Here is a 23,307-nt window from a genome sequence, read left to right on the forward strand (position 1 = left end):
GCCGCTCAGGCTAATGCCCCGCGGGCTGGAGGTCGTGGCCGTTCCAGGTGAACCGGGCCGTGGTGACCGCGTCGTCGCCGTCGCCGCCGGTGATGAGCTGGTGGATCCCGACGCCGCCGAGTTCGGCGTAGGTGCACCATTCGTGGTCCGACGTCAGCATCAGGTCCAGGTCGAGCGCGGACAGCAGGCCGAACACCTGCCCCCGGTTGGTGGTGTCGACGCCGACGAACACCTCGTCGAGCAGGATCACCCTCGGTGCCTCGGGCGCGGCCTGGTAGTGCGCGGCGACGGCGGCGAACAGCGGCAGGTGCAGCGCGATCGCCTTCTCCCCACCGGAAAGCGCGCCGTGCAGCTTCTTGGTCAGCAGCTGCCAGCCCGCGCCGTTCGCGCGATCCACCTTGACCACGAACCGGTGCCACGACGTGTAGTCGAAGACCTGCGCGAGCTGCTGCTCCCAGCTGGTCGCCGTGTCGTCCGCCTTCGCCTGCTCGACGCGCTCACGGAAGAACTTGTGCAGGGACACCCGGTCTTCCGCGGTCAGCAGATCCGGATCCTTCAGCAGCAGATCCCGCGCGGTCTTGGTGCCCGGCGGCAGATCCGGGGAGACCTGCCAGACCAGCCGGACGGCGACCCTCGACGCGGTCCGCACGCGTTCCAGCCGCGCGTTCATCCCGTCGACGAGGTCGTTGGCCTGCCGGATGCGGGCCGCGAGATGACGGCGGGTGTCGCCGGTCAGTGTCTTGTCGAACAGGTCGCTCTCGCGATCGGTGATCTCGTGCCTGCTCTGTTCCGCTTCCGCGTAAAGGATCTTCAGCAGTTCGGCCGCGCCGACCCGCAGCCCGTCGACGACCGCGGTGAAGATCTGGACGTCCTCGTCGGTCTCCAGATCGAGTTCCGCGCGCGAGCTGAGCGTGTTCCGGCAGGTGTGCACGGCCTCCGACAGCCGGTGCAGCGCCTCGCCGAGATTGCTCGGCGCGTGCGGCACGGACGGCCACGCCGCGGCCACCAGCCGGGCCGTGTCGAGCGCCGCACGGACACTCTCGGACGCGGACAGGGTGGCCTGGAACTTCGGCAGATCCTCGATCCCGCCGTCCGCGGGGAAGATCCCCGTGGCGAGCTTCCGGAACCGGAGCGCGGCGGCGTCCTGCTTCTTGGCGGCCTCCTCGCGGGCCCGCGCGTCGGTCGTCCGGCGGACGCCGAGTGCGCCCAGCGACACCGCGAGCTCCTTGGCGTCGGCGTTCGCGGCGCGGAGTTCGCCCGAGAGCTCACGCAGTTTCGTGCGCAGGCCGTCGATTTCGGCGAGCACCTCGCGCTGGCCGGTGCCGACCGTCCCGTCGATCGCGTCGAGCATCGCGGTGAGCTTGGTCCGCTCGGTCTCCGCGTCGGCGGCCTCGTCCTCGCGCCGGGCCGCGTTCGCCTCCGACCGGTCCGCCTGTTCGGCGCACAGCTCGGCCCGCTGCGTCGCGGTGAGCAGGTTCCCGTGTTCGTACAACCAGTTCTCGCCCTGGTCGGAGTAGGTGCGCAGGGCCGTGGCGAGTGCGGCCAGCGGCGCGCGTTCGGTCGGCAACCCGGACTCCGAAGCCTGGGCGGTCAGCTCGTGCAGCGCGGTCTTGGCCTCGATCTCCAGCGCGGCGACGGCGGTCTCCAGATGCCGGACGGCGGCGTCGGCGGCGGTCAGCTCGGCCTCGGCCGTGGTCAGTTCCCCGGTCGCGGCAAGGAGATCGTCGTGACCAGGGCGGGCGGCGCGTTCGATCTTGATCAGCTCGCGCCTGCCGCGCAGCGCGGCCAGTTCGCCCTCCAGCTCGGCGATGGTCTTCTCACGGAGGGAGATCTTGTCCCGCAGCCCGGCGATACGGCGTTCGCGGGCGCGCAGCCGGGCGGAACCACCGATGTACGCCGGAGCGTCCTTCGTCCAGCTGCCCGACAGGCCGCCCATCCGCCAGCCGCCGTCCGCGCCGATCGCCGCGGGACCGGCGGGAAGCGTGTCGTCGAAGGCGATCACTTCCAGGATCCGGCGGATCTTCGCCGGGGAGAGCTCCGCGTCGGGTTCCGGCACGAGGACGTCGGCGAGCGAACGGCCGGACGCCACCGGCAGTGTCCCGGTCTCCGCGAGCACGTCGTGCCCGTCGACGACACCGTGGGAGTTCACCCAGGCGTCCAGCAGACCGGCGCCTTCGAGCGCGGCCTCGATCCCCGCGTGCGTGCTTTCCGGGACCGAGCCGGCGAAATCGACCAGCCGCCACAGCGGCGCGCCGCTCATCTCGGCCCGGTCCGCCGTGCGGGTGCGCGGCGGCTCGGGCGCGAGGACGTCCTCCGTTTCGAGCACGCCGGCCTCGACGAGGAGTTCGTCGTGCTCGGCGCGCGCGGTGGCCAGCGCGGCACCGGTCGCCGCCTCCCGCCGGATGATGTCTTCGAGCACTGTCTCGGCGACGGCGCCGAGCCTGCCCAGCAGCGAAACCTCCGCCTCGGCGTCCCGGACGACCGCTTCCACGTCGGGGAACCGCAGCTCGCGGCAGCCGATCGCCCATTCGGCGAGCCGGGTGCGCAGATCGCTCAGCGCGAGTTCCCGCGTGGCCGTCGTGAGGTCCACTCGTTCCTGCGCGAGCGAGAAATCCGCTCGCGCGCGATCCAGGTCCGCCTCGGCCTGGTGACGCCGTCCGACGGCGCGTTCGTGTTTGTCCAGCGCCCGGCCGAGCGTCTCGACCTGGTCGCGTTTGCCGCGGACGGCGGCCTGCAGCAACGGGCGGAGCCGGGCCGGTTCGTCCAGCCCCGCGACGAGTTCGTCGTGCACCCCGGCCAGGTTCGCGCGGGTCGCGGCGGCGCGGACCTCGGTCTCCAGCGAGCGCACGAGGTCGGCCTGCCGTTTCACGACCTGCTTCGCCGCCAGCGAGCGCTCCTCGTCGGCGTCCGCCTCGGCACGGAGCCGGTCCGCGTCCGCGCGCAGTGCCTCCGCTTTTTCGCGCGTGGACAAGGTCCGTTGCCGCAGCTTGTCGAGTTCCTGGCCCTTGCGGTACGACTCGGATTCGGTCAGCCCGGAGAGGCGGGCTTCAGTCTCTTCGACGTCCTTCTCGAGCTTCGCCGCCCGTTCCTCGGCGGCTTCCTTCTTCGCGGCGACCTCGTCGTGCTCCTCGGCCGAACGGCGGGCGGCCGCGGCGAGTTCGTCGAGTTCCGTGGTCGCGCTGATGAGGTTCGCGGCGCCCGCGCGCAGCACACGCTGGGCGTAGGTCTTCTGCCGCGCGGCGAGCGCGCGGGTCGCGTCGACCTCGGTCTCCAGCGAGCCCAGCCGTTCGCGTTGCGCGTCGAGCCGCTCGAAACCCTCGGCGAGATCCGCGATCTCCTGCTGCCCCAACGGCGGAAGCGCGCGGGAGAGCAGGTTGGACAGCAGGCTCGGGTCGAGCCGCTGGGAGAGTTTGGGCATCCGCAGCTGGAGCAACGCGGTGATCAGCGCGTCGTAGCGCTGTTCGCTCAAGGTGGGGAACAGTTTCGCGCGGATCTCCGCGCGGTACTCGGCCGCGCCGTCGTGCACCGTCCCGTGCTCGCCGAGCGCCTCCTCCAGCGCGTTCTTGGTCAGCGGCTGACCCGCCTCGTTGACCAGCGGCACCCCGTCGCCCACGCGCAGATCGGTGGTGAAGAAGTCGGCGTGCACCGTGCTGGTGTGCGTGCTGGCCTGCAGCCGCGCGCCGCAGGTGAACCACTTTTCGCCCGCCATGCCGAATTCGAGCCACACGTACCCGACGCGCGTGGCACCGGAAGCGCCTTCGCCCATCAGGTTCCAGTGCATGCTGCGCTCGCTGGTGCCGAAGGTCGACAACCGGTTGGCGCGCAGGCTCGCGTCGAACAGGAACGGCAGCAGCAGCTCCAGCGCCTTCGACTTCCCGCTCCCGTTGGGGCCGCGCAGCAGCAGGCGCCCGTCGTGGAACTCGAAGATCTCGTCGTAGTAGCGCCAGATGTTGAGGATGCCCGCACGGGAGGGGATCCACCTCGTCACGGTCACGGCGCCTCCTCGGTGCGGTCGGTGTACCTCGCGGCGGCCGGGAGTGGCCGGACGAGTTCGGCTTCGGTGCGGACCAGGCCGAAGCCGGTCAGCACGGCGAGCGCGTCGACGGTCAGCCGCCGCACCCCGTCCTTGCCCCGGTACGTCTTGGCCCAGCGCGGGAAGCGTTTCAGCAGTTTGGCGGTCGCCTTCTGCAGGTAGTCGGTGGTCCGCGGCTCGTCGAGCGCGTCGAGCAGCAGGAGCGCGGCGACCTTGGCGTTGCTGCCGTCGTCCGGGAACCGCTCGTCGGTGGCCAGCCCGTCGACGTCGACGAGCAGCACGCCCTCGGCACGTTCTTCGAGGACGAATCCGCCCTGCTCCGCGGCTCGCCGCAGCAACTGGCGTCCGGTCGGCGTGCCGAGATACGCGCGTTCCTCCGCGGTCAGCTCGGCGAAGTACAGCACCGGATCGTCGACGAGACGGCGGAAGACCGTGTGCCGCAGCCACAGGTTCCGCTGGACGTCCGACGCACTCGGCGTGTCCTCGTGGCGGCCCGACGAGAGGCCGTAGCGCTGCTCGTGCGACACCGCTTCCAGCAGTTCCTCGAACCGCAGCGCGACGTCGTCGGCGGGTACGGCCAGCTGCGACGGCCCGACCGGCGCGGCGAGCAGCCGGAGCAACAGGGTCGCGTCGACCCGGAACAGCACCTTCGCCGCCGGATCGTCCACAAAGGACTCCGGATCGCCGTCGGCGGCTTCGAGGACGCCGAAGGACTCCAGCAGCTTGAGGACGTCCACGAACGCCAGCCGCTCCGCCCTGGTGGCGACGTCGAACGTGGTGACGAGGTCGTCGGCGGCGCTCGCCTGCGCGACGCGGCCGGCGAGCAGCCCGATCGTCGTCACCGGCACGGTCAGCAGTTCGGCCGCCACCACGCACAGCAGGACGTAGCGGCGGCGGTCGAACGCGGCGCGCCCGGAGCGCAGCCGTCGCGCCGGACGGGTGGGGTCGGCGGCCGCGCGGACCTTGACCAGCCGGGCGTAGCCGAGCCGCGGTTCGACGGTGAGCGTCCAGCCGCAGTAGTAGTCGAACCACTGCCGGATGGGTTCCCGGCGGCGCCGGATGAGGTCGAAGGTCTCGGGGGAGCCGCGTTCGCCGATCAGCGGGGTGGCCAGCAGGGCCCGGATCCCGCGCGCGACCTCTTCGCGTTCCGCGATGACCAGTTGGTTCGTGAGGCTCACGCACCGCCTCCGGCCGTGCTGATCTCGATTTCGTAGTCGGGGCCGCGGAAGACGCCGCTCGTGGTGGTCAAGCGGGCGACCGCGCCGTTCCGCGGCGGCCGCAGGACGATCTCGATCTGCCCGTCGGACGTCGTGCTCCGCCGGGTGCCCTCCGCGCCGGGAGGCCTGCCCAGCGCCTGTCCCAGCAGGTCCAGCAGCCGCTCGAAAACGGTGTGGTCCAGTTTCTCGAATGCGGAAAGCCGCACGACGCCGCCGGTGTCGAGCATGTTCCACGCCGCTTCGAGTTCGGCGCGTTCCTCGATGGCCTGCCGGACCCGCGCCGCCCGGATCGCGGTGACATCGCGGACCCGCCCGGTCCTGGTGAACCGCTCCGTGCGGCCCGCGGAGCGGAGCAGCTCCGACACCTCGACCGGCGGCGCGTCGAGCCACGAGGCCGTCGTGCTGACGGTCTCCGGGTCGGCGTGGGCGAGATGTGCGTGCCGCGCGGAGCTCAGCCCGAACATCGTGGACCACAGGCGATGCAGGTCCTCCTGCGCCGGGACGACGGTGAACCATCGCGCCAGCTCACGGAAATCGGCGACCGCGCTGCTCGCGCGCCGCCGAGATTCGGTGATGCGGTCCAGGACCTGGAGAAGCGTGATGATCGCCCGCCGCGCCAGGTTGTGGAGGTCCTCGACCCGCGGCGTCGCCCCGTCCTCGGGCAGGAACCACGCGCGCAGCCCGTCCCATCGCGCCTTGCGGACGTCGAGCCAGCGCTGATCGGGGCTGAGGAGAGCCGCCCCGTTGAGCGCCCGCCGGTGCACGCGCTCGATGCCGTGGTCGTCGATCTCCTTGATGCGGGTGGCGATGGTGTGCGTGTGATGCTCGAGGTCGTTCAGGAACTCCTGCAGATACGCGACCGTGGCCGCCTTGACCTCGTGGAACGTCGCCATGTCGGCCTCCGCGTGCAGGAGGCGCTGGAGGTCGCCGTTGAAGCGCTTCGTGTTGTCGCGGAACGCTTCGAGGTGGCCCTCGACTTCGGCGAGCGTGCTGAACACGCGCCTGTCTGTGCCGTCTTCGAGCTGCTTCGCGAGCTCACCGAGCCGCTCGCCCAGCGCTTCGAGCGTCGCGGTCTGGAGCGCCCCGGTCGCGTTGAGCACCTCGTTCGCGCGGACCACACCCGCGTACGCCGCTTCACCCAGCCGGGTCAGCGCGTACTGGAGATTGCGGCGCTCGTACTCGGACGCGGTCCGGTAGTCACCCACGTGGCTCTGGACGACGTCGAGGTGGCCCTGGCCCTTGAGCTGGTCGAGTGCTTTGACGAGGTCTTCGTCGTCCAGCGTCTCCAGCCAGCCGACTTCGCGCAGCCTCGTGCGGACGTCGTCGATCCCGAGCGCCGTCTCCAGCCGCTCGTTGGCCTCACCGAAGGCGTGCAGGATCGCCAGGGGGAGCCCGGATCTGCTCCCGTCGGTGAAACGGAACAGCTCGGGCGGTACACGGAACGGATCCATGCGTCCTCCGGCGGATGGTGCGTGGAGGTACACGTTAGGGGGTCACCCAGGCGAGTCCGAACGGCCCGTCTTTTTCACGCAGAGTGCTCACGTCGTGAACAGTTCGATATGCACCGTGGTCCCCTCGACGGTGACCTTGCGGACCACGCGGCGGCCGTCCACGAGCCGGTCGTCCTCCATGACTCCTGGCGCGAAGTTCGACGCCTCGAGCAGCTTGGGCACGTCCTCCGCCGGAAGGGTGAGGACGACGACGTAGCGCGAGTCGATGCCTCGGTCGTGCTGCGTCTCCAGCACCTTGCCGCTGGCAGGCATCGAGATGCCGCCGAAGCGGAAGGCGTCTTCCGGCGTCGGGCTCGGCGGGGGCGTCGCGCAGCCGGCGAGGAGGAGGGCTGCGAGGACCGCGAGAAGGGTTTTCACCTAGCGTGAGACGCACGGTGGACGTAAGCGTTCCGTCACACTTGGACGGGGATGACAGGGCGGGGCCGACACGTTGTACTGGGTGTCAACGACCGAAGGAGATCTACAGTGACGGAAAAGGCTGTTCTCGCGGGCGGCTGCTTCTGGGGCATGCAGGACCTGTTCCGCCGGCACCCCGGGGTCGTCTCCACCAGGGTCGGCTACACCGGCGGCGACGTGCCGAACGCGACCTACCGCAACCACGGCTCCCACGCCGAAGGCATCGAGATCGTCTTCGACCCGGCGCAGCTCACGTATCGGCAGATCCTGGAGTTCTTCTTCCAGATCCACGACCCGACGACCCGCAACCGCCAGGGCAACGACATCGGCACGAGCTACCGGTCGGCGATCTACTACACCGACGACGCGCAGAAGCAGGTCGCCGAACAGACGATCGCCGACGTCGACGCCTCCGGCAAATGGCCGGGCAAGGTGGTCACCGAGGTGACCCAGGCCGGTGACTTCTGGGAAGCCGAGCCGGAGCACCAGGACTACCTGGAGCGCATCCCGAACGGCTACACCTGCCACTACGTGCGGCCGGAATGGCAGCTCGGCGAGCGCTGATCGTGTCCCGACCTGCTCTTTCAGGGCAGGTCGGGATCCGGATGCTCCGCGGCGAATCGGTCAGCGGCGCCTTCCTCGACAAGGGAATGGTCGGCAAGCCACTCGACCGCGCGACGATTCGCGCGGTTGTCGCTGAAGGCGTTCCAGACGGGAACAAGGTGCGGGTACCGGTCGTGCAACTCGTTCTTGAAACGGCGGAAGGCGCCCTTGCCGTGGAGGGCCCTCGATAGCCGTTCGCCGGCTCGCCCGTCACTGATACCCGCCGCGAAGTCGGCCATGTCCTGGTACCAGACAGAGGACGGCAAAGGCTCGATGACCATCAGGTCCACGTCATCGAGGTCGATGGGGTTCCGGCCGTCGATCCCGCCGTCCTGTGTCCAGAAACCCATCTCGCCGGTCCGTGGATCGACCAGGTGAAAGTACTCGTAGTCGGTCTGGTCCTGCAGGGCCATCGCGATGTCGCCAAGGTCGAACTTCTCCAAGCCGAGCATGCGTCCGTCCTATCGACGCGCGGCGAGGCGCTGATTCGCCTCTTCGAGGCTGAAGCGTGCGGGGTCGAATTGGCCGGGTTCGTCGAGGCCAAGCCAGCCGACGATGTCCTGGTGTTCCGGGTGACCGGGATTCCCGAGGACCTGGATCAGCCGGGCGTACCCTCCGGTTCCGCCGACGTCTTCCGGCGGGCACGCCGCTTCGCCCCCGATACACCTCGGGTAACGCCCATCGGACGTGGCGACCGTGGCTTCCTCGACGAGGATTTCGTGGTCCCAGCTGTCGCCGAAGTCGTAGTTGTACACGAGGCGGCCGCCGGGCTTCACGAGGTCGTCCAGCCGCACCTTGCGTTCGTCGCGGTACTGCAGCTCGGGCTCGGCTTCGCCGTAGTGCGTCTCCCCGTCGAGGAAGTAGTGCAGGTGGTAGTTCTCCCAACCCATCGCGGCCTGGATTACGACGTGCAACCGGTCGAGCGGAGTGGCCGACGGAACCAGCACCCGTCGCCACACCGGGAGACTCTCGTTGTCCAGCAGAGTGATCTTCACCTGGTAGATCGGATCCCCGGCTTCGGGCTCGCCCAAGAGCTGTCGCATGCCGGACCGGCCGAGTTCGGTCAGCTCGGCCGATTTGTCTTCAAGGGCCACCACTCCTAAGCGCCGCAGCACATCGAGCGTCTCCTTGGTGTCACGGTCGTTCGTGCTCCGCAACATCTCAAGCTGGAGTTCGGTGAGATCTTCCAACACGTAAGGTGCGCTCACGATATTCCAGACCGTCGCACACAAACTCGCGAAGGTGACAGCGCCGTCCGCGCTGTACAACGACGCCAACACGGCGCGGCTGCCGTGCTCGAACTCGGGGCGCAGCAGTGACTCGCCGAATCCCGAGTGCAGGAACGCCTCGCCCAGCTTGTCGAACCCGGTGAACAACGCGAACCACAGCTTCCGCCGGTCATCGAGAAGCGCCTGATTCTTCTTCACCGGAACCAATCGTTGCCCGGTCTTCCGGACCAGCCGCGCCACTTTGGCGCACTCCACGACGAGCATCAGATCGAGCAGATGCTCGCTCGACCTGGCCCGGTACACGTGGTTGCCGATGGTCCGCTCGAGCACATCACCGGTGCTCAACAAAGGCACCAGCGTTTTGGCGTCGGCCAAGGTGATACGCCCGGTCTGGGTGAGTTTCCGCCCAGCGCCCACCCATTCGGTGAACGCGCGCACCTGCTCGACCAGTTCGGACCTCACCGCGAGATCCATGCCACCCCTTCCAGACTTTCCGCGACACTAGTCATCGAGCCGGCACAGGTCGCTCAAACCCGCTTTGATCTGCTCCGGCGTCATGCTTTGCCGCTGGTAGACGTACTGCGCGGCTGCCAGTGGTGCGAGCAGCGCGTCGGCCCTGAAATGCGCGTCCGCTTCCGGCTCGATCTCGCTGATCAACGCGACCAGGTGACTGTGGTGCAGCCGGTACGCACCGGTCACGAACCGAGCCATCGGCGTCTCCGTCTCCGCGACCATGAGCAACTCGCCATGCGTCTCGAGCCTGTCGACGTACTTTTCGAGAAACGCCCTCAGCCTCTGGGCGACTGGTGCTCCGGGCCCCAGTGGTGGCGGCCCGCTGATGAACGCCTCCTGGAACTCGCGCTCGTTCTCGTCGAGCAATGCCTGCGCCAACGCGCCCTTGTCCGGGAATCGGCGATACACGGTCCCGATCCCGACGCCCGCCTCCGCCGCGACCTCGTCCAACGCGAGCCCGTCGATCCCTTTGGCCGCAACGAGCTTGGCCGCCGCGCGGACGATCTTCTGCCGGTTGCGAGCCGCGTCCGCCCGCTCTGGAGTCCCGGCCCCTGCGATGGGAAGCACCTCGTGAGCCTAACCGGTGGACAAGTGGAACTTCTTCCAGTTAACTAAGTGGAAGAAGTTCCACTTAAGGAGACTTGGGATGTCCGTCGAACACTTCACGAGCGATGACGCTTCGGCCTGGTTCCAGCGACTCGACCAGCAGATCTTCCTGGCCGACGTCGTCTCGCAAGGCAGCGGCGCGGCCATGTCCGTCGGCTTCGCCCGCTACGGCAGAGGCGAGAAGAATCCCTGGAAGATGACGTACGACGAAGCTCTCGTCATCACTTCGGGCGTCTTCACCGTCGAGGGCCCTTCGGGTTCGGTGACGGCTCGGGTCGGCGAGGTGATCTATCTGCGTTCCGGTGCCGAGGTCGTCTACATGGCCGAGGAAGACACGGAACTTGTCTATGTCACCTATCCGCATTGGCTGGCCGCCACGGAATCGTCAGCCGAAGGTCGTCGTCTTGACGATTTCCACAAAGCCTGAGGCGCAATCTCGTTGGCTTGAACCTCCCAAACGGGACAAGTAGCCTCAATCCGAGGGGGAGGGGTCTATGGCGGGGTTCGAAGCTGATCCGAAAGCCTTGCGGGACGCGGCCGATCAGGCCAAGCGTGCCGCAGGAATTGTTCGCGAGCTGGACCTGGAGCGGGTGGCGGCGCTTTCGGGCGCATTGACCGGTACCGAGTCTGCGAAGACGGCGGCCCAGCTCGGTCCGCATTGGGAGAATTCCATCGGCGTCTGGGCGAAGGGTGTGGATTCCTACGCCGCGTCGCTGACCACTGCCGCGACTGCGTACCGCGCTCGAGATGACGCCGGTGAGCAGGGATTCGACGGGGCGGGTGGTTCTTGATGGTCACGTGGGCCGATGTCGGCCAATGGAAGGCTGACGGGATAGGACAGATCGGTGACCACTTGGCCGCGCAGAACCGTCAGGTGCTCGGCTTGCAGGACGAGATCGATGGTGCCAAGCCCGCCGGGTGGGCCGGGGAAGCGGCGGACGCGGCGGCCGAAAACCTCCGCGCCCGCTGTCAGGAACTCGAGGATCTCGCGGCGCGATTGTCCGCGGCCGTGAAGATCATCGATGACACGGAGCAGGCTGTGCGCGATCTGGTGCGCAGCGTCGAGACGACCGAGGACTTCGCCGCCAAGAACGGTTTTCGGATCGACAACGGCAAGGTCGTCGAGACAGAGGAAGCCGCGGGGTTTCTCTCCGGCGTGCTCTTGCAAGTGGAAATGGAAGCCATCCTGGCCCGCGCCGGCCAGATCGACACCGAATTGAACTCCGTGCTTCAGCGCATCATGGCCGGCGAGATCGGTGACGCCGGCGCGACGACGTTGGCCGCGGCCGCCGCGGCGGGCGAAGATCGTATCGCCGATGAACAGCGGCATCGCGATCTCCTGGCGAAATATCAGGTCAAGACGGACGGCACGACAGTGTGGCCGAGCGGCCTGACAGGCTGGCTCGCGGAGCGGGCGGGTTTCTCGAAAGAGAAGATCACCCAAGCCGAAGCAAAACTGCTCGACGATCTGCAGATGCGCAAGGGGTTGCTGGGGCTCAAGGAGTTCGCCGACATCCGCCAGGACGCCTTGCATGTCGCCGAGGGCAAGTTCGAGGGCAAAGGCCTGACCGACGGGCACGCCGACGCGTTCCGCCACGCCTATTGGAACGCGATGATGACCCAGCGGTACGGAGAAGATTGGGCCCGCGACTTCGCCACGGCGCACGAGCGGAACCCGAGCAGCCACCACGTTCCGGTGGCCATGGACCTGCACAACAACGAAGTCGGCCGCGCGATCGCCCGAGCCAACCCGGACGCCAGCCCCGAGGAGATGGCGAACCTCGTCGAACAGGCGGTCAAGGACGGCAAAATGGTGGTCATCGACAAGAACGACACACTGGTATCGTCCAACGAATCGCCTCCTGGCGAGACCCGCGAAACCAAGAACAAGCCTTGGCCCACGGACAATCCGGGGCGCAACGACGACCACGACCCCGGCGACCCGTCGGCGTATCCGGACCAATACTGACCATGCGCTTGATAGTGACTCTGCTCGCCCTGCTCGCCCTCGTGATGGGCTGTGGCACGAGCACCCCAGGAGTGACAGTGGAATTCGACGAAGGTCTCGAAAAGACGATCGGCGACCTCGCCAAGTCGGGCGGTTCGCGACCGCTCAAGGAACTGGCACCCGGCGATTGGACGTCGGTGCACATCCTCACCGGCCCTGCTTCGGGGGCGCGAATCGAACGCGAACTCGGCAGGCCCGTCACGGTCGAAGGCGATGGCACTCACAGCGGTGACTACGTCCAGGACGGAAATCTGCTGGTGTTCGACCGGGACGGTGCCACCACACGGATGGTCAGCCTCGGTACCCTCGCCGCCCTCGGCGACGGCAAGTACCGGGCCGATGTGGTCCTGCAAGCGCGGGGTGGTGCCATCACGATGACGGACCCGGACGGCCGTCCCGCGGGGCGTTGACCAAGGCAACCAGGTCCGGGAAGCGTGGCGTCACGCCAGGGTTCGCACCCGTCTCGCGCGGTTCGCTCATCGGTATGGGACCGCGTAGTCGGTCCCATACCGATGTCCCCGGGGTTAGCCGGACTGGTCGACCGTTCGCAGGATCGCGCAGAAGCCCTCGATCAAGGCGAGGTCGTTGTCCGGTAGGGCTTCACCCGAGAAATGCATAAGTTCGTTGCGAATATCACGAGCCTGGTCGAGCAGCTCTCGAAATGTTTCGTGATCAAGTGGCCAGCTCAGCTGCTCGAAATTGTCCGGATCTCTGAGCATGCTCGAATACCCGCCGAAAGTCGGGTTTCCACTTTTCGCCCAGCGTGGCACGAACTTGGCGAATATGGCATCCGGCAGGCATCGTTTGGTGTGGCGCCGCAGTCGTAGTTCGACCTCTTCGAGTATTGAGAAGGGGCGGGCGAGCGTGCCGAATTGTTTCGCCAAATCGTTCGCAGTGACGATGCCGATGAGAGTCCGGCGGTCGGCGCCACGTACCAGGACAAATCCTTGACGGTAGATCTCGTCGATCTGGCCGAACAGTTCGTCGTCATGGTCGATCACCCGGACCTGCGTGGTCGCGTCACGCAGCGTAGGGTCCGCTTTCGCGAGCCGGGCGCGTCCGATCGACTCCCAGCTGACGGCTCCCGCGTAGTTGCCGTCGTCGTCCACGACAGCCAGCTGAGAATAGTCTTTCGCGAGCATGACGGTGATCGCTGTTGCGAGCGACTTTCCCATATTTATGGTCTCGATACTGGGATCGTCCGGGAGTACGGCGCGGACGAGCCACTTCGTCGGAAGTTCGTCGAGTGCCTCCGTGTCCGCCACTTCGGCCTTCTCTGAAGGTTCCTTCGACGATTCGGGTTCGTCCGCGGCCGGCACCAGTTCGACGACGGAGTCCATCCGGGCCTTGGTGAAGGCCGGTCTGGTCGAAATTCCCCGCTCGGCCAGATCGGACTGAACGGAGACGAGGGAGGTAGCGGTCCGCCGGGAGAATCCCCATTTCGCCAGCAGTTCGCGCACTGTGAGCCGGACAGGTTCCGTACCCGTTTCGACTGTCTCCCAGAGGTCCGCCCGTGTAGCGTCGGGATCGATGCTCGACGAGCCATGTCGCCAACCGGGGTCCTGCTCTCCGGCGGCGAGCGCGCGAATGCGTTGTGCGGCGTTGTGCCGGGCCAGCTGACATATGGTGAGTAGTGAACCGAGGCTGCTGCGAAGGTCGGCTTCGAATTCATCGCGAGCAACGTCTGTTCGCAACCATCGAACCGGCCGTGTATGCCTGAAATCGTCGCGAGGATCACGACGATAGGCGTATGGGCCGGTGATCTCGCCGATGGCGTATCTCTGTCGGCTCTTGAGTGGCATGACAATCAAGTCGCCGTCGGTCATCTCATTTGAAAATCGCCACAACTGTCCTGTCCAGTTGCCGACCACGTACGTCGAACGGTCCGGATAGCTGCTCTCAACTGCGGCTTTGAGAGCTGATCTCGTCGTGAAATCGCGAAGGTCTGTCATGGCCGGCCAGCCGACTATGACAAGGCCACTTTCCAAGGCTTCCTTATCGCGTTCACCGCGCCTGCCTGCGCGAACTTGCCATGCGGTACTCAACGGTGCCCCTCGCTCGTTGAACGAACCCGAACGTGGCAGAATATCGACCCTGCTTTTGGCTGTAAAGGAAGATCCTGGTCTCATCGCGGAGGGCGAGCGTTGAGGCAGTGACGGATCAAGAGGTTGAGAAGTGTGCCCCCGGCAGGATTCGAACCTGCGACACCCGCTTTAGGAGAGCGGTGCTCTATCCCCTGAGCTACGAGGGCATGTGCTGCCAGGTGCAGCCTACCGTGTGGCTACACGGAGGAGGCGAGAGGGCGCCGTCACACCCTGGGCAACCCAGCGGCCGGCCCGGTGAAAGCCCGAAATGCCCCGAACGGCGGTTGCGCGGCAGGTGCCTCATGAGCGGCGGCCGGACAGCGACATTGGCCGTCCAGTGACACTCGACCTGCGGATCCGTCCAGGAGCGGCCACACTCTCCAGCAGGAAAACAGGGTCTGAATCGAGCGCTAGATCGACACAGATGACCCGCGCGGGTCACTCGTACGTGTCTGGTTTCGAAACCCTGAACAACAGTAGGTAATCTTCGTTAACGGGACGCGAGACGCCGCTCCCCCGGCTGCCGGAGGGCTTCGTTGATCAAGCTCATGTTCGCCGACGACGAGGAACTGGTCCGTTCGGGCCTGCGTGCCATGATGTCGGGCGCTGCCGATATCGAGATCGTGGGCGAGGCGAGCGACGGGAGATCAGCGGTCGAGGTCGCCCGGCGGTACCACCCCGACGTCGCGTTGCTCGACATCAAGATGCGGGCGCCTGACGACGGCATTCGCGCGCTGAGGGCGATTTTGGCCCTGCCGGATCCGCCGACCGTGGCCATGTTGACCACGTTCGACATCGACGACTACGTCAGTCTCGCGCTCAGGCTCGGGGCCAACGGCTTCCTGCTCAAGGACATCGACCCGGCGGCTCTCCTGCGGGCGGTGAGGGACCTGGCCCGCGGCGGCGCGGTGCTGGATCCGGGGGTCGCGGCGCGCATGGTGCAGTCGCATCGGGACGAGCAGCGGGCCGCGCAGCCGGCGCGCAAGCTGCTCGCGTCGCTGTCCGAACGGGAGCGTGAGGTCGTCGGGCTGATCGGCCAGGGGCTGTCCAACGCCGAGATCGGCGGCCGCCTGCATCTGTCCGAGGCCACGGTCAAGGGCTACGTCTCGGCCGTCCTGTCCAAGATCGGCGCGGCGAACCGGGTGCAGGCCGCGCTGCTGGCCTACCGCGGTGGCCTGCTCGACCAGTAATGCTCCTCACCGCGCTCGAGTTCCTCGGCTTGATCGCGTTCGCCGCTTCGGGGGCGCTCGCGGCGGTGCGGTCCAGGTTGGACGTCTTCGGGGTCGTGGTCGTCGGGTTGACGACCGCGCTCGGCGGCGGGGTCATCCGCGACGTCCTGCTCGGGATCACGCCGCCCACGACGCTGCGGACTTGGCCGTATCTCGCGGTCTGCGGCGGGACGGCGCTGGTCGTGTTCGTCTTCCATCCGCAGATCGCGAAGCTGCGGCGCGCCATGCTGCTCGCGGACGCGCTCGGGCTCGGGGTGTTCGCGACGGCTGGGACGACCATCGCGCTGAACGCGGGCGCCACTCCCTACGCGGCGTGCTTGGTCGGCATGACGACGGGTATCGGCGGCGGTGCGGTGCGTGATCTTCTCCTGCGGGAAATCCCGCTCGTGCTGCGGAAGGAGATCTACGCGGTCGCGGCGCTCGCGGGGGCCGTGCTCGTCGTGATCGGTCACGCTCTGCGACTACCGCCGGGGCCGGTGACGGTGGTAGCAGCCGCCGCCGTGGTGGGGGTCCGGATGCTCGCTTTGTGGCGGAGATGGAACGCACCTGTTGCAAAGGGGCCCGAGACCGGCTGAAACGTCTTCTGGACTGCGCGATTTCCTTTGTTGGTTCTGTGTGTGTTCTTAGGCGAGTCTCAGCACTCTGCGTAAGACTGTCGCCATGCGCATCCTCGTAGTGGACGACGACAGGGCCGTCCGTGAATCACTCAGGCGATCCCTTGAGTTCAACGGGTACCAGGTGGAACTGGCCGGGGACGGCGCGCAGGCCCTGGAAGCGATCATCGCCAACAGACCCGACGCGATGGTCCTCGACGTGATGATGCCGCGGCTCGACGGCCTGGAGGTCGCTCGACGCCTGCGAAGCACCGGTGACGACCTGCCGATTCTCGTGCTGACCGCGCGGGACACCGTGTCCGACCGGGTGTCCGGTCTCGACGCCGGCGCGGACGACTACTTGCCGAAGCCCTTCGCGCTCGAAGAGCTTCTCGCGCGCCTTCGCGCGCTTCTGCGCCGGGCGATCCCGGATCCGCAGGCCGGCCAGAACGCCGAGGTCCTCTCGTTCGCGGACCTCACCTTGGACCCGGGGACGCGCGAGGTGCGCCGGGCCGGGCGGGAGATCAGTCTCACCAGGACCGAATTCGCCCTGCTGGAACTGTTCCTCTCCTACCCGAAGCACGTTCTGACCCGCAGCCGGATCCTGGAGGAAGTGTGGGGATACGACTTCCCGACGTCGGGCAACGCGCTGGAGGTCTACGTCGGCTATTTGCGCCGAAAGACCGAGGCTGGGAACGAACCGAGGCTGATCCACACGGTGCGGGGAGTGGGCTACGTCCTGAGGGAAACCCCGCCGTGACGGAGCCGGTCCCGGTCGTCGACGTATCCGAAAAGGATCCGCGCGGCGACCGCTGGGGCACGCGGCGCTTCTCGCTCCGCGGCCGGGTGACGCTGCTCGCGGCCGCTTCGGTGGCGGGCGCGGTGGCGCTGGTGTCCCTGGGCGCGTACCTCGTCGTCCGCGACAACCTCTACCAACAGGTGGACGACAACCTGCTCGCCCGCGCGCAGGCCGCGGTCGATTCGCCGCAGGTGCAGACCGAACTGCAGCAGGTCCCCGGCGCCTTCCTGGCCAGTGCGGACCTGCAGATCGGCCAGCTGACGGTGGGGCAGAAGGTCCGGCTGACCTATCCGCAGTCCGGCAGCCGTCCGCCGTACGGCGACGACGAGATCGCCGTCGCCTCCGGGGACAAGGCGTTCTCCCTGCGCACCGACCCGAAGACCGACAGCCGGGTCGTCGCCCTCCCGCAGGGCGCCGGTCAGGCGATGGTGCTCGCCCAGTCGCTCGGCCCGACCAAACGCACCCTGAACGAGCTTTCGGTGGTCCTGTTCCTGATCGGCGGTGCCGGGATCCTGGTCGCCGCGGCCGCGGGAACGGCCGTCGCGAGAGCGGGGCTGAGGCCGGTCGACAGACTCACGTCGGCGGCGGAACGCGTCGCCACGACGGGCGACCTGCGGCCGATCCCGGTCAGCGGCGACGACGAACTCGCCCGCCTCACCCAGAGTTTCAACACGATGCTGGGCACGGTCGCCGAATCGCAGGAACGGCAACGGCAGCTCGTCGCGGACGCCGGGCACGAGCTCCGCACCCCGCTGACGTCGTTGCGCACGAACCTGGAACTTCTCCTGTCCGCGAGCAGACCGGGTGCGCGGACGCTGTCCGACGAGGACCGCAGCGATATCGAGGCCGACATCCGCGGCCAGCTCGACGAGCTGACCCAGCTGATCGGCGACCTCGTCGAACTCGCGCGCCAGGACGAGCCGCGGATCGAGCACGAACGGGTCGAGATGGTCGACGTCGTCGAGCGCGCGCTGGACAGGGCACGCCGCCGCGCGGGCGAGATCGAGTTCGACGTCTCGCTCCAGCCGTGGGTGCTGACCGGCGACACCAGCGCGCTGGAACGCGCGGTGCTGAACCTGCTGGACAACGCGGTGAAATTCTCGCCCGAGGGGTCGACGGTCGGGGTCCGGCTGTACCCGGTCGGCGACGGTACGGCGGTGCTCGAAGTCGAGGACTCGGGGCCGGGGATCGCCGACGAGGATCTGCCGAAGGTGTTCGACCGCTTCTATCGCTCGTCGGAGGCACGGACGCTGCCCGGTTCCGGGCTGGGCCTCGCCATCGTCCAGCACGCGGCGCAGCGGCACGGCGGCGACGTCTACGCGGGCCGCGCGTCCACCGGCGGCGCGCTGATGACCTTGCGGCTTCCGGGAGCCCCGGCCTGATGGGTGATTACGACAAGGGGCTCGAACTGCTCCGGCTTCTCGGCGGCGTCGAGAACCCCGCCGTGCTGGAGCTGTTCGACGCCGTCGAGGCGACGGACTACGGCAGGGAAGCCGTCGCCTTCGTCTACGGCGGTGTCTATCAGCGGCCGGGGCTTTCGCCGGCACAGCGGCAACTGGTGACGGTCGCCGCGCTGGAGGCCTTGGGATACGCGGAGGCGCAGCTTCGGTTCCACCGCGACGCCGTGGCGAACGTCGGCGGTGACCTGGAGCAGGACGACGAAACGACCCGCCGGCTCAAGCGGATCGCGGTGTACACGGCGAAGGGCGGCGTGGCGCCGGAACTGGCCGACGTCCTTCGCGAGGCGCGGGACTCGGGGGAGCTCCGGGAGGCCGTCGAGGCCATCCTGCATCTCGCCGTCTACGTGGGCTTCCCCGCCGCGCTCAACGCACTCGCCATTACTCTGACGGGTGATGAGCACCGAGAACGCGCCTGAGATGCCGCCCCGTCGTCTGCTGTGGACACTGCTGGTGGCCGTGGTGCTGCTGGCCGCCGACCAGCTGACCAAATGGTGGGCCGTCGACGCCCTCACCGACCACGCGCCGATCCCGGTGATCGGCGACTTCATCCGGTTCCGGCTGCTCTACAACCCGGGCGCGGCGTTCTCCCTCGGCGCGAACTCCACCTGGATCTTCGCGATCCTGGCCGCGGCCGCGGTGGTCGCGCTGCTGTGGATCTCCCGCAAGGTCCGCTCGGCGGGCTGGGCGATCTCGCTCGGGCTGCTGCTCGGCGGCGCGGCGACACATCTGGGAGACCGCCTGTTCCGCGAGCCCGGTTTCGCGCGCGGTCACGTCGTCGACTTCATCGACTACAACGGCTGGTTCGTCGGGAACGTCGCGGATATCGCGCTGTTCTTCGGCGCCGTCTCGCTTTTCGTGCTGAGTTTCCGCGGCGTCCCGATCGAAGGCGTCAAGAAGTAACGAGACAGAACTCGTTTCCTTCGGGATCCGCGAGCACGACCAATCCGTCTTCGGGGTGCGCGAGTACACGCGCGCCCAAGGCGACGAGCCGTTCGACGTCGTCTCCGGTCAGGTCCAGATGCACGCGGTTCTTGACGACCTTCGATTCGGGCACCAGGTTGAAGAAGAGCCGAGGCCCCGATGCGGCTTCGACCAACACCGAAGGATCGTCTTCGGGACCGGAAAACCCCAGTGAACGAAGGCGATCAAGCTCCTCTTCGTCGTAGGGTGCGACTTCGTAGCCGTCGAGCGCGGCCGCCCAGAAGCGGGCGAGCGAAGCCGGATGCCGGCAGTCGAAGACGACGTCGCGAAGCCTGGCCATGGCCTCATGGTGGCAGGCGGCTCACTGAGCCGCGTCATGTTTGATCGTGTAGGATTTTGTGTAGTTGATCCAGTGTAGTCATCGGAGGCTCCGTGCTCGCGCGGCAACGACAGGCGGTGATCCTCGAAGAGGCGCGCCGGACCGGGGCGGTCCGGGTCAGCGATCTCGTCGTGAGACTCGGCGTTTCCGATATGACGGTGCGCCGCGACCTCGACGTGCTCGCGAGCCGTGGCCTGGTCGAGAAGGTCTACGGCGGCGCCACCTCCATCGTCGGCAAGAGCACCGACGAACCCGGTTTCGAGGCCAAATCCGTGCGCCAGCGCGCGCAGAAGGAGGCCATCGCCGCCCTCGCGGCCGGGCTGGTCCGGCCGGGCACCGCGATCGGCATCTCCGCGGGCACCACCACCTGGACGCTGGCCAGGGCACTCGACGAGGTTCCCGGCCTGACGATCGTCACGAACTCCATCCAGGTCGCCGACGTGCTGCGCGGCGCGAACCAGCCGGATCGCACGGTCGTCCTCACCGGCGGTGTCCGCACCCCGTCGGACGCGCTGGTCGGGCCGGTCGCCGTGCAGAGCCTGCGCTCGCTGCACCTGGACGTCGTCTTCCTCGGCGTGCACGGGATGGCCGACGGCCCCGGGTTCACCACGCCGAACCTCACCGAATCCGAGACCGACCGCGCGCTGGTCGAAGCCGGCCGCAAGCTGGTCGTGCTGGCCGACCACACCAAATGGGGCATCGTCGGGATCTCCACCATCGCCGGGCTCGAAGAGGCCGACGTCGTCGTCTCGGACGACGGTTTGTCCGACAACGCAAGGGAAACGCTCACCGAGCAGGCGCGTGAGCTGATGATCGCCGAAACGGCGGAGACGGCTGAGGCTGAAGAAGCGTGAAGCGCACGGTTAGGCACCTGGCCGACGGCCGGGAGATCATCTATTTCGACGCGCCCGGCGCGCCCGAACGCACCGCCGAAGACACGCGTGACCTGCCTCGGGTCGCGGCGGCCTCGGAGATCCGGCGCGACCCGCTGACCGGCGAATGGGTCGCGATGGCCGCCCACCGGCAGACGCGGACCTACAAACCGCCGGCCGATCTGTGCCCGTTGTGCCCCACGAAGCCCGGGAAGCCCAGTGAGATCCCGGAGCCGGACTACGACGTCGCGGTGTTCGAGAACCGGTTCCCTTCCTTCGCCCGTAACGTCCTCGGTGATTCGTCCACAGTGGATGGAGCGGGGCTGGTGCCGGTCGCGCCGGGTGTCGGCCGTTGTGAGGTCGTCTGCTTCACCAGCGACCACGACGGGTCTTTCGCCGGGCTCACGGCGAAGCAGGTCCGTGCGGTCGTCGACGCCTGGGCCGACCGCACCGCCGAACTTTCCGCGATGGACGGTGTCGAGCAGGTCTTCCCGTTCGAGAACCGCGGCGAAGAGATCGGCGTGACCCTGCACCATCCGCACGGTCAGATCTACGGCTACCCGTTCGTCACGCCGAAGACCGAGCGCCTGCTGGAGGTCGCCCGCGCCTACCAGGCCGAGCACGGCCGTCCGGTGATGGGGGACGTCCTGGCCGCCGAGCGGGCGTCCGGGGAGCGGGTCGTGGTCGCGGGCGAGCATTGGACGGCGTTCGTGCCGCCCGCGGCGCGCTGGCCGGTGCAGGTCCAGATCGTGCCGCATCGCCAGGTGCCCGACATCCCCGCGCTGTCGGACGCCGAACGTGACGACTTCGCCGACGTCTACCTCGAAGTCCTGCGCCGCTGCGACGGGCTTTACGACCGGCCGCTGCCCTACATCGCGGCCTGGAACCAGGCGCCCGCCAAACGCGACCGCGAACTCGGCTGGCTGTACCTGGAGGTGTTCTCGGTCCTGCGGTCCAAGGACAAGCTGAAGTACCTGGCGGGTTCGGAGTCCGGGATGGCCGTGTGGATCAACGACGCCACCCCCGAGCAGATCGCGGACAGGCTGCGCGCCACCCGCTGACAGGGCCATACTCATGTGCGATGCACAGCTTTGGCTCAGGAACTTCTCAGGACCATCCCGCAAGGTGAAGACATGACCGAGAACGACCCCAGCGGCCACGACGCCGAGAAGGCGCGGCCCGCCGGCGATCGGCCGGACGCGGAGCAGAGCGTGAGCTGGGCGGCTCAGCCCGCGCCGCAGCAGCCGGACGCGACCGGCCTCGGCGGCCATGCCACTCCGCACACCGGAGCGCAGCAGGCCTACCCCGCGGAGCAGCAGCAGTACAACCCGTGGTCGCCCCACGCTCAGACGCAGACTCAGCAGGCGCCCACCCAGGAGCACCAGACGCAGGGGCAGTACACGCAGGGACACCAGATCCCCGGCCAGCAGACGCCGTACACCCAGCCGGGTCCGTCGGTCTACGCGGTCCCGCAGCAGCGCCAGGCGCAGAAGTCCACCTCGGGCAAACTGCTCGCCGGTGTCGCGGCGATCGCGCTCGTCGTCGGCGGTGTCGCGGGCGGCACGGTCGGCTACCTGACCGGCGACGGGTCCGGCGGCTCCGCCGTGAACGCGCTCGACGCGCCGAAGCCCGCACAGCAGACGGGCAACCTGCCCGCCGGTTCGGTCGAATCCGTGGCGCAGAAGCTGTCGCCGAGCGTGGTCGAGCTGCAGGTGTCCGGCCGGTCGGGTGCGGGCGAGGGCTCCGGTTTCGTGCTCAGCACCGACGGTTACGTGCTCACCAACAACCACGTCGTCGAGGTCGCCGCCGGCGGCGGGCAGATCCAGGCGGTGTTCCAGGACGGCAAGAAGGGCACGGCGACCGTCGTCGGCCGCGACCCCACGACGGATATCGCCGTGGTGAAGGTCAGCGGCGTCAGCGGCCTGACCCCGGTGGAGCTCGGCCGCTCCGACGACCTGCGGGTCGGCCAGCCGGTGGTCGCGATCGGTTCGCCGTTCGAACTGACGGGCACGGTCACTTCGGGCATCGTCAGCGCGCTGAACCGGCCGGTGAGCGCCGGCGGCAACGGCGACCAGACCACGGTGATGTCGGCGGTGCAGACCGACGCGGCGATCAACCCCGGCAACTCCGGCGGCCCGCTCGCGAACATGGCCGGTCAGGTCATCGGCATCAACTCGGCGATCTACAGCCCGAAGTCCGCGCAGGGCCAGGGCGGCGAGAGCGGCGGAAACGTCGGCATCGGCTTCGCGATCCCGATCGACCAGGCGCGCCGCACGGCCGACGACATCATCAACACCGGCCAGGCGACGCAGACCTTCATCGGCGCGCGAGTGCAGACGGCGCCGACGGGCGGAGCGCAGCTCGGTGAGATCTCGCCGGGCAGCCCCGCGGAGAAGGCGGGCCTCAAATCCGGCGACGTCGTGACGAAGCTGGACGACCGGTCGATCCCCAACGCGGACGCGCTCGTCGCCGAGATCCGCACGCGGGCGCCGAACGACAAGGTGAAGTTCACGCTCAGCGGGGACAAGGTCATCGAGGTGACCCTCGGCGGCCAGCCCGTCACGCCGAACTAGAGACGCTCGGCCGCAGTGCGCGGCCGAGACCAACTCCGGCTCGAACCCCCAGCGGGCCGGACCTCGGAGGCCACGTGCGACCGGCTGCCAATCCCGGTCGCGCGTGGCCCCTTTTTCATGAGGGCCAAGGCAAGGCCGCGCCGTCCAGGCCAGGGCGTGTCGCGAAGGCCTCTATCTGCGCGGTATCCCCGTTGTCGTGCGTGGGCTGAAGGCTCCTTTCGCCGCGTCTGATGCGACGAAAGGAGCCTTCGCCCCGGCCGGACAGGTCGTGAGTGGTGATT

The 23,307-nt window shown here is 68.1% G+C and carries 23 protein-coding genes and 1 tRNA gene; 14 read left to right on the plus strand and 10 right to left on the minus strand.

The features are described 5' to 3' along the window. Positions 1-10: 10 nt before the first annotated feature. The 4 genes from ACIBTM_RS12340 to ACIBTM_RS12355 all read right to left on the minus strand — a co-directional run bounded on the left by ACIBTM_RS12340 (position 11) and on the right by ACIBTM_RS12355 (position 7,118). Positions 11-3,994 (minus strand): TIGR02680 family protein, encoded by a 3,984-nt coding sequence (locus ACIBTM_RS12340; RefSeq protein ID WP_395876546.1) that lies wholly within the window; start codon positions 3,992-3,994, stop codon positions 11-13. After that, positions 3,991-5,211: a TIGR02678 family protein gene (locus ACIBTM_RS12345; protein ID WP_395876547.1), complete on the minus strand. Its 1,221-nt coding sequence runs from the start codon at positions 5,209-5,211 to the stop codon at positions 3,991-3,993. The genes ACIBTM_RS12340 and ACIBTM_RS12345 overlap by 4 nt, the downstream gene beginning before the upstream one ends. After that, positions 5,208-6,701, minus strand: a complete 1,494-nt coding sequence (locus tag ACIBTM_RS12350; RefSeq protein ID WP_395876548.1) for a TIGR02677 family protein — start codon at positions 6,699-6,701, stop codon at positions 5,208-5,210. The genes ACIBTM_RS12345 and ACIBTM_RS12350 overlap by 4 nt, the downstream gene beginning before the upstream one ends. A gap of 87 nt (positions 6,702-6,788) precedes the next feature. After that, a complete protein-coding gene (locus tag ACIBTM_RS12355; RefSeq protein ID WP_395876549.1) occupies positions 6,789-7,118 on the minus strand; it encodes a hypothetical protein in 330 nt (109 codons plus the stop codon). Positions 7,119-7,226: 108 nt separating this feature from the next. Between ACIBTM_RS12355 and msrA the strand changes: the two genes are divergently transcribed. Then, entirely contained in the window at positions 7,227-7,721 is a 495-nt protein-coding gene (msrA, locus tag ACIBTM_RS12360) for a peptide-methionine (S)-S-oxide reductase MsrA (protein ID WP_395876550.1), read from the plus strand. Between the two features lie 20 nt (positions 7,722-7,741). On the opposite strand, the gene ACIBTM_RS12365 is transcribed toward msrA, so the two are convergent. Genes ACIBTM_RS12365 through ACIBTM_RS12375 form a run of 3 tightly spaced genes read right to left on the minus strand, consistent with a single transcriptional unit; the run spans position 7,742 to position 10,069 of the window. After that, positions 7,742-8,212, minus strand: a complete 471-nt coding sequence (locus tag ACIBTM_RS12365; RefSeq protein WP_395876551.1) for a UPF0158 family protein — start codon at positions 8,210-8,212, stop codon at positions 7,742-7,744. Positions 8,213-8,221: 9 nt separating this feature from the next. After that, positions 8,222-9,463 (minus strand): plasmid pRiA4b ORF-3 family protein, encoded by a 1,242-nt coding sequence (locus tag ACIBTM_RS12370; RefSeq protein ID WP_395876552.1) that lies wholly within the window; start codon positions 9,461-9,463, stop codon positions 8,222-8,224. 27 nt (positions 9,464-9,490) lie between these two features. Beyond that, positions 9,491-10,069: a TetR/AcrR family transcriptional regulator gene (locus tag ACIBTM_RS12375; RefSeq protein WP_395876553.1), complete on the minus strand. Its 579-nt coding sequence runs from the start codon at positions 10,067-10,069 to the stop codon at positions 9,491-9,493. Positions 10,070-10,148: 79 nt separating this feature from the next. Here ACIBTM_RS12375 and ACIBTM_RS12380 point away from each other — a divergent pair, with 79 nt between their 5' ends. From ACIBTM_RS12380 to ACIBTM_RS12395, 4 genes are all read left to right on the plus strand, one after another. Further along, positions 10,149-10,535 carry a cupin gene (locus tag ACIBTM_RS12380; RefSeq protein ID WP_395876554.1) on the plus strand — a complete coding sequence of 129 codons (387 nt, stop codon included), beginning with the start codon at positions 10,149-10,151 and terminating at the stop codon, positions 10,533-10,535. A 67-nt stretch (positions 10,536-10,602) separates the two neighbouring features. Further along, on the plus strand, positions 10,603-10,899 hold the full coding sequence (locus tag ACIBTM_RS12385) for a hypothetical protein (protein ID WP_395876555.1): 297 nt from the start codon (positions 10,603-10,605) through the stop codon (positions 10,897-10,899). After that, complete coding sequence (locus ACIBTM_RS12390) at positions 10,899-12,077, plus strand: DUF6973 domain-containing protein (protein ID WP_395876556.1); 1,179 nt, start codon at positions 10,899-10,901, stop codon at positions 12,075-12,077. Before ACIBTM_RS12385 ends, ACIBTM_RS12390 begins: the two co-directional genes overlap by 1 nt. A 2-nt stretch (positions 12,078-12,079) precedes the next feature. Then, entirely contained in the window at positions 12,080-12,526 is a 447-nt protein-coding gene (locus tag ACIBTM_RS12395) for a hypothetical protein (RefSeq protein ID WP_395876557.1), read from the plus strand. A gap of 114 nt (positions 12,527-12,640) precedes the next feature. Here the strand turns inward: ACIBTM_RS12395 and ACIBTM_RS12400 are convergent, their stop codons facing one another. Further along, entirely contained in the window at positions 12,641-14,161 is a 1,521-nt protein-coding gene (locus ACIBTM_RS12400) for a CBS domain-containing protein (RefSeq protein WP_395876558.1), read from the minus strand. Positions 14,162-14,294: 133 nt separating this feature from the next. Beyond that, positions 14,295-14,367 (minus strand) — tRNA-Arg (locus tag ACIBTM_RS12405). 369 nt (positions 14,368-14,736) lie between these two features. Between ACIBTM_RS12405 and ACIBTM_RS12410 the strand changes: the two genes are divergently transcribed. The 6 genes from ACIBTM_RS12410 to lspA all read left to right on the plus strand — a co-directional run bounded on the left by ACIBTM_RS12410 (position 14,737) and on the right by lspA (position 19,181). Then, entirely contained in the window at positions 14,737-15,390 is a 654-nt protein-coding gene (locus tag ACIBTM_RS12410; RefSeq protein ID WP_005155565.1) for a response regulator transcription factor, read from the plus strand. Further along, positions 15,390-16,004, plus strand: a complete 615-nt coding sequence (locus tag ACIBTM_RS12415) for a trimeric intracellular cation channel family protein (protein WP_395876559.1) — start codon at positions 15,390-15,392, stop codon at positions 16,002-16,004. The genes ACIBTM_RS12410 and ACIBTM_RS12415 overlap by 1 nt, the downstream gene beginning before the upstream one ends. 85 nt (positions 16,005-16,089) lie before the next feature. After that, positions 16,090-16,782, plus strand: a complete 693-nt coding sequence (locus ACIBTM_RS12420) for a response regulator transcription factor (protein WP_037340466.1) — start codon at positions 16,090-16,092, stop codon at positions 16,780-16,782. Continuing rightward, complete coding sequence (locus tag ACIBTM_RS12425; RefSeq protein WP_052120752.1) at positions 16,779-18,203, plus strand: HAMP domain-containing sensor histidine kinase; 1,425 nt, start codon at positions 16,779-16,781, stop codon at positions 18,201-18,203. Before ACIBTM_RS12420 ends, ACIBTM_RS12425 begins: the two co-directional genes overlap by 4 nt. Then, entirely contained in the window at positions 18,203-18,697 is a 495-nt protein-coding gene (locus ACIBTM_RS12430; protein ID WP_395876560.1) for a carboxymuconolactone decarboxylase family protein, read from the plus strand. The genes ACIBTM_RS12425 and ACIBTM_RS12430 overlap by 1 nt, the downstream gene beginning before the upstream one ends. After that, entirely contained in the window at positions 18,675-19,181 is a 507-nt protein-coding gene (gene lspA, locus ACIBTM_RS12435; RefSeq protein ID WP_395876561.1) for a signal peptidase II, read from the plus strand. The genes ACIBTM_RS12430 and lspA overlap by 23 nt, the downstream gene beginning before the upstream one ends. Here the strand turns inward: lspA and ACIBTM_RS12440 are convergent. Beyond that, positions 19,171-19,542: a VOC family protein gene (locus ACIBTM_RS12440; protein ID WP_395876562.1), complete on the minus strand. Its 372-nt coding sequence runs from the start codon at positions 19,540-19,542 to the stop codon at positions 19,171-19,173. The two genes, lspA and ACIBTM_RS12440, sit on opposite strands and share 11 nt — an antisense overlap. A gap of 92 nt (positions 19,543-19,634) precedes the next feature. On the opposite strand from ACIBTM_RS12440, the gene ACIBTM_RS12445 reads away from it, so the two are divergent. The 3 genes from ACIBTM_RS12445 (at position 19,635) to ACIBTM_RS12455 (ending at position 23,026) form a co-directional block, all read left to right on the plus strand. After that, positions 19,635-20,435: a DeoR/GlpR family DNA-binding transcription regulator gene (locus tag ACIBTM_RS12445; RefSeq protein ID WP_395876563.1), complete on the plus strand. Its 801-nt coding sequence runs from the start codon at positions 19,635-19,637 to the stop codon at positions 20,433-20,435. Continuing rightward, on the plus strand, positions 20,432-21,514 hold the full coding sequence (galT, locus tag ACIBTM_RS12450) for a galactose-1-phosphate uridylyltransferase (protein ID WP_395876564.1): 1,083 nt from the start codon (positions 20,432-20,434) through the stop codon (positions 21,512-21,514). Before ACIBTM_RS12445 ends, galT begins: the two co-directional genes overlap by 4 nt. 72 nt (positions 21,515-21,586) lie before the next feature. After that, complete coding sequence (locus ACIBTM_RS12455; RefSeq protein WP_395876565.1) at positions 21,587-23,026, plus strand: trypsin-like peptidase domain-containing protein; 1,440 nt, start codon at positions 21,587-21,589, stop codon at positions 23,024-23,026. Positions 23,027-23,307: the final 281 nt, after the last annotated feature.

This window comes from Amycolatopsis sp. NPDC049868 (genome assembly GCF_044461365.1).
Classification (GTDB): Bacteria; Actinomycetota; Actinomycetes; order Mycobacteriales; family Pseudonocardiaceae; genus Amycolatopsis.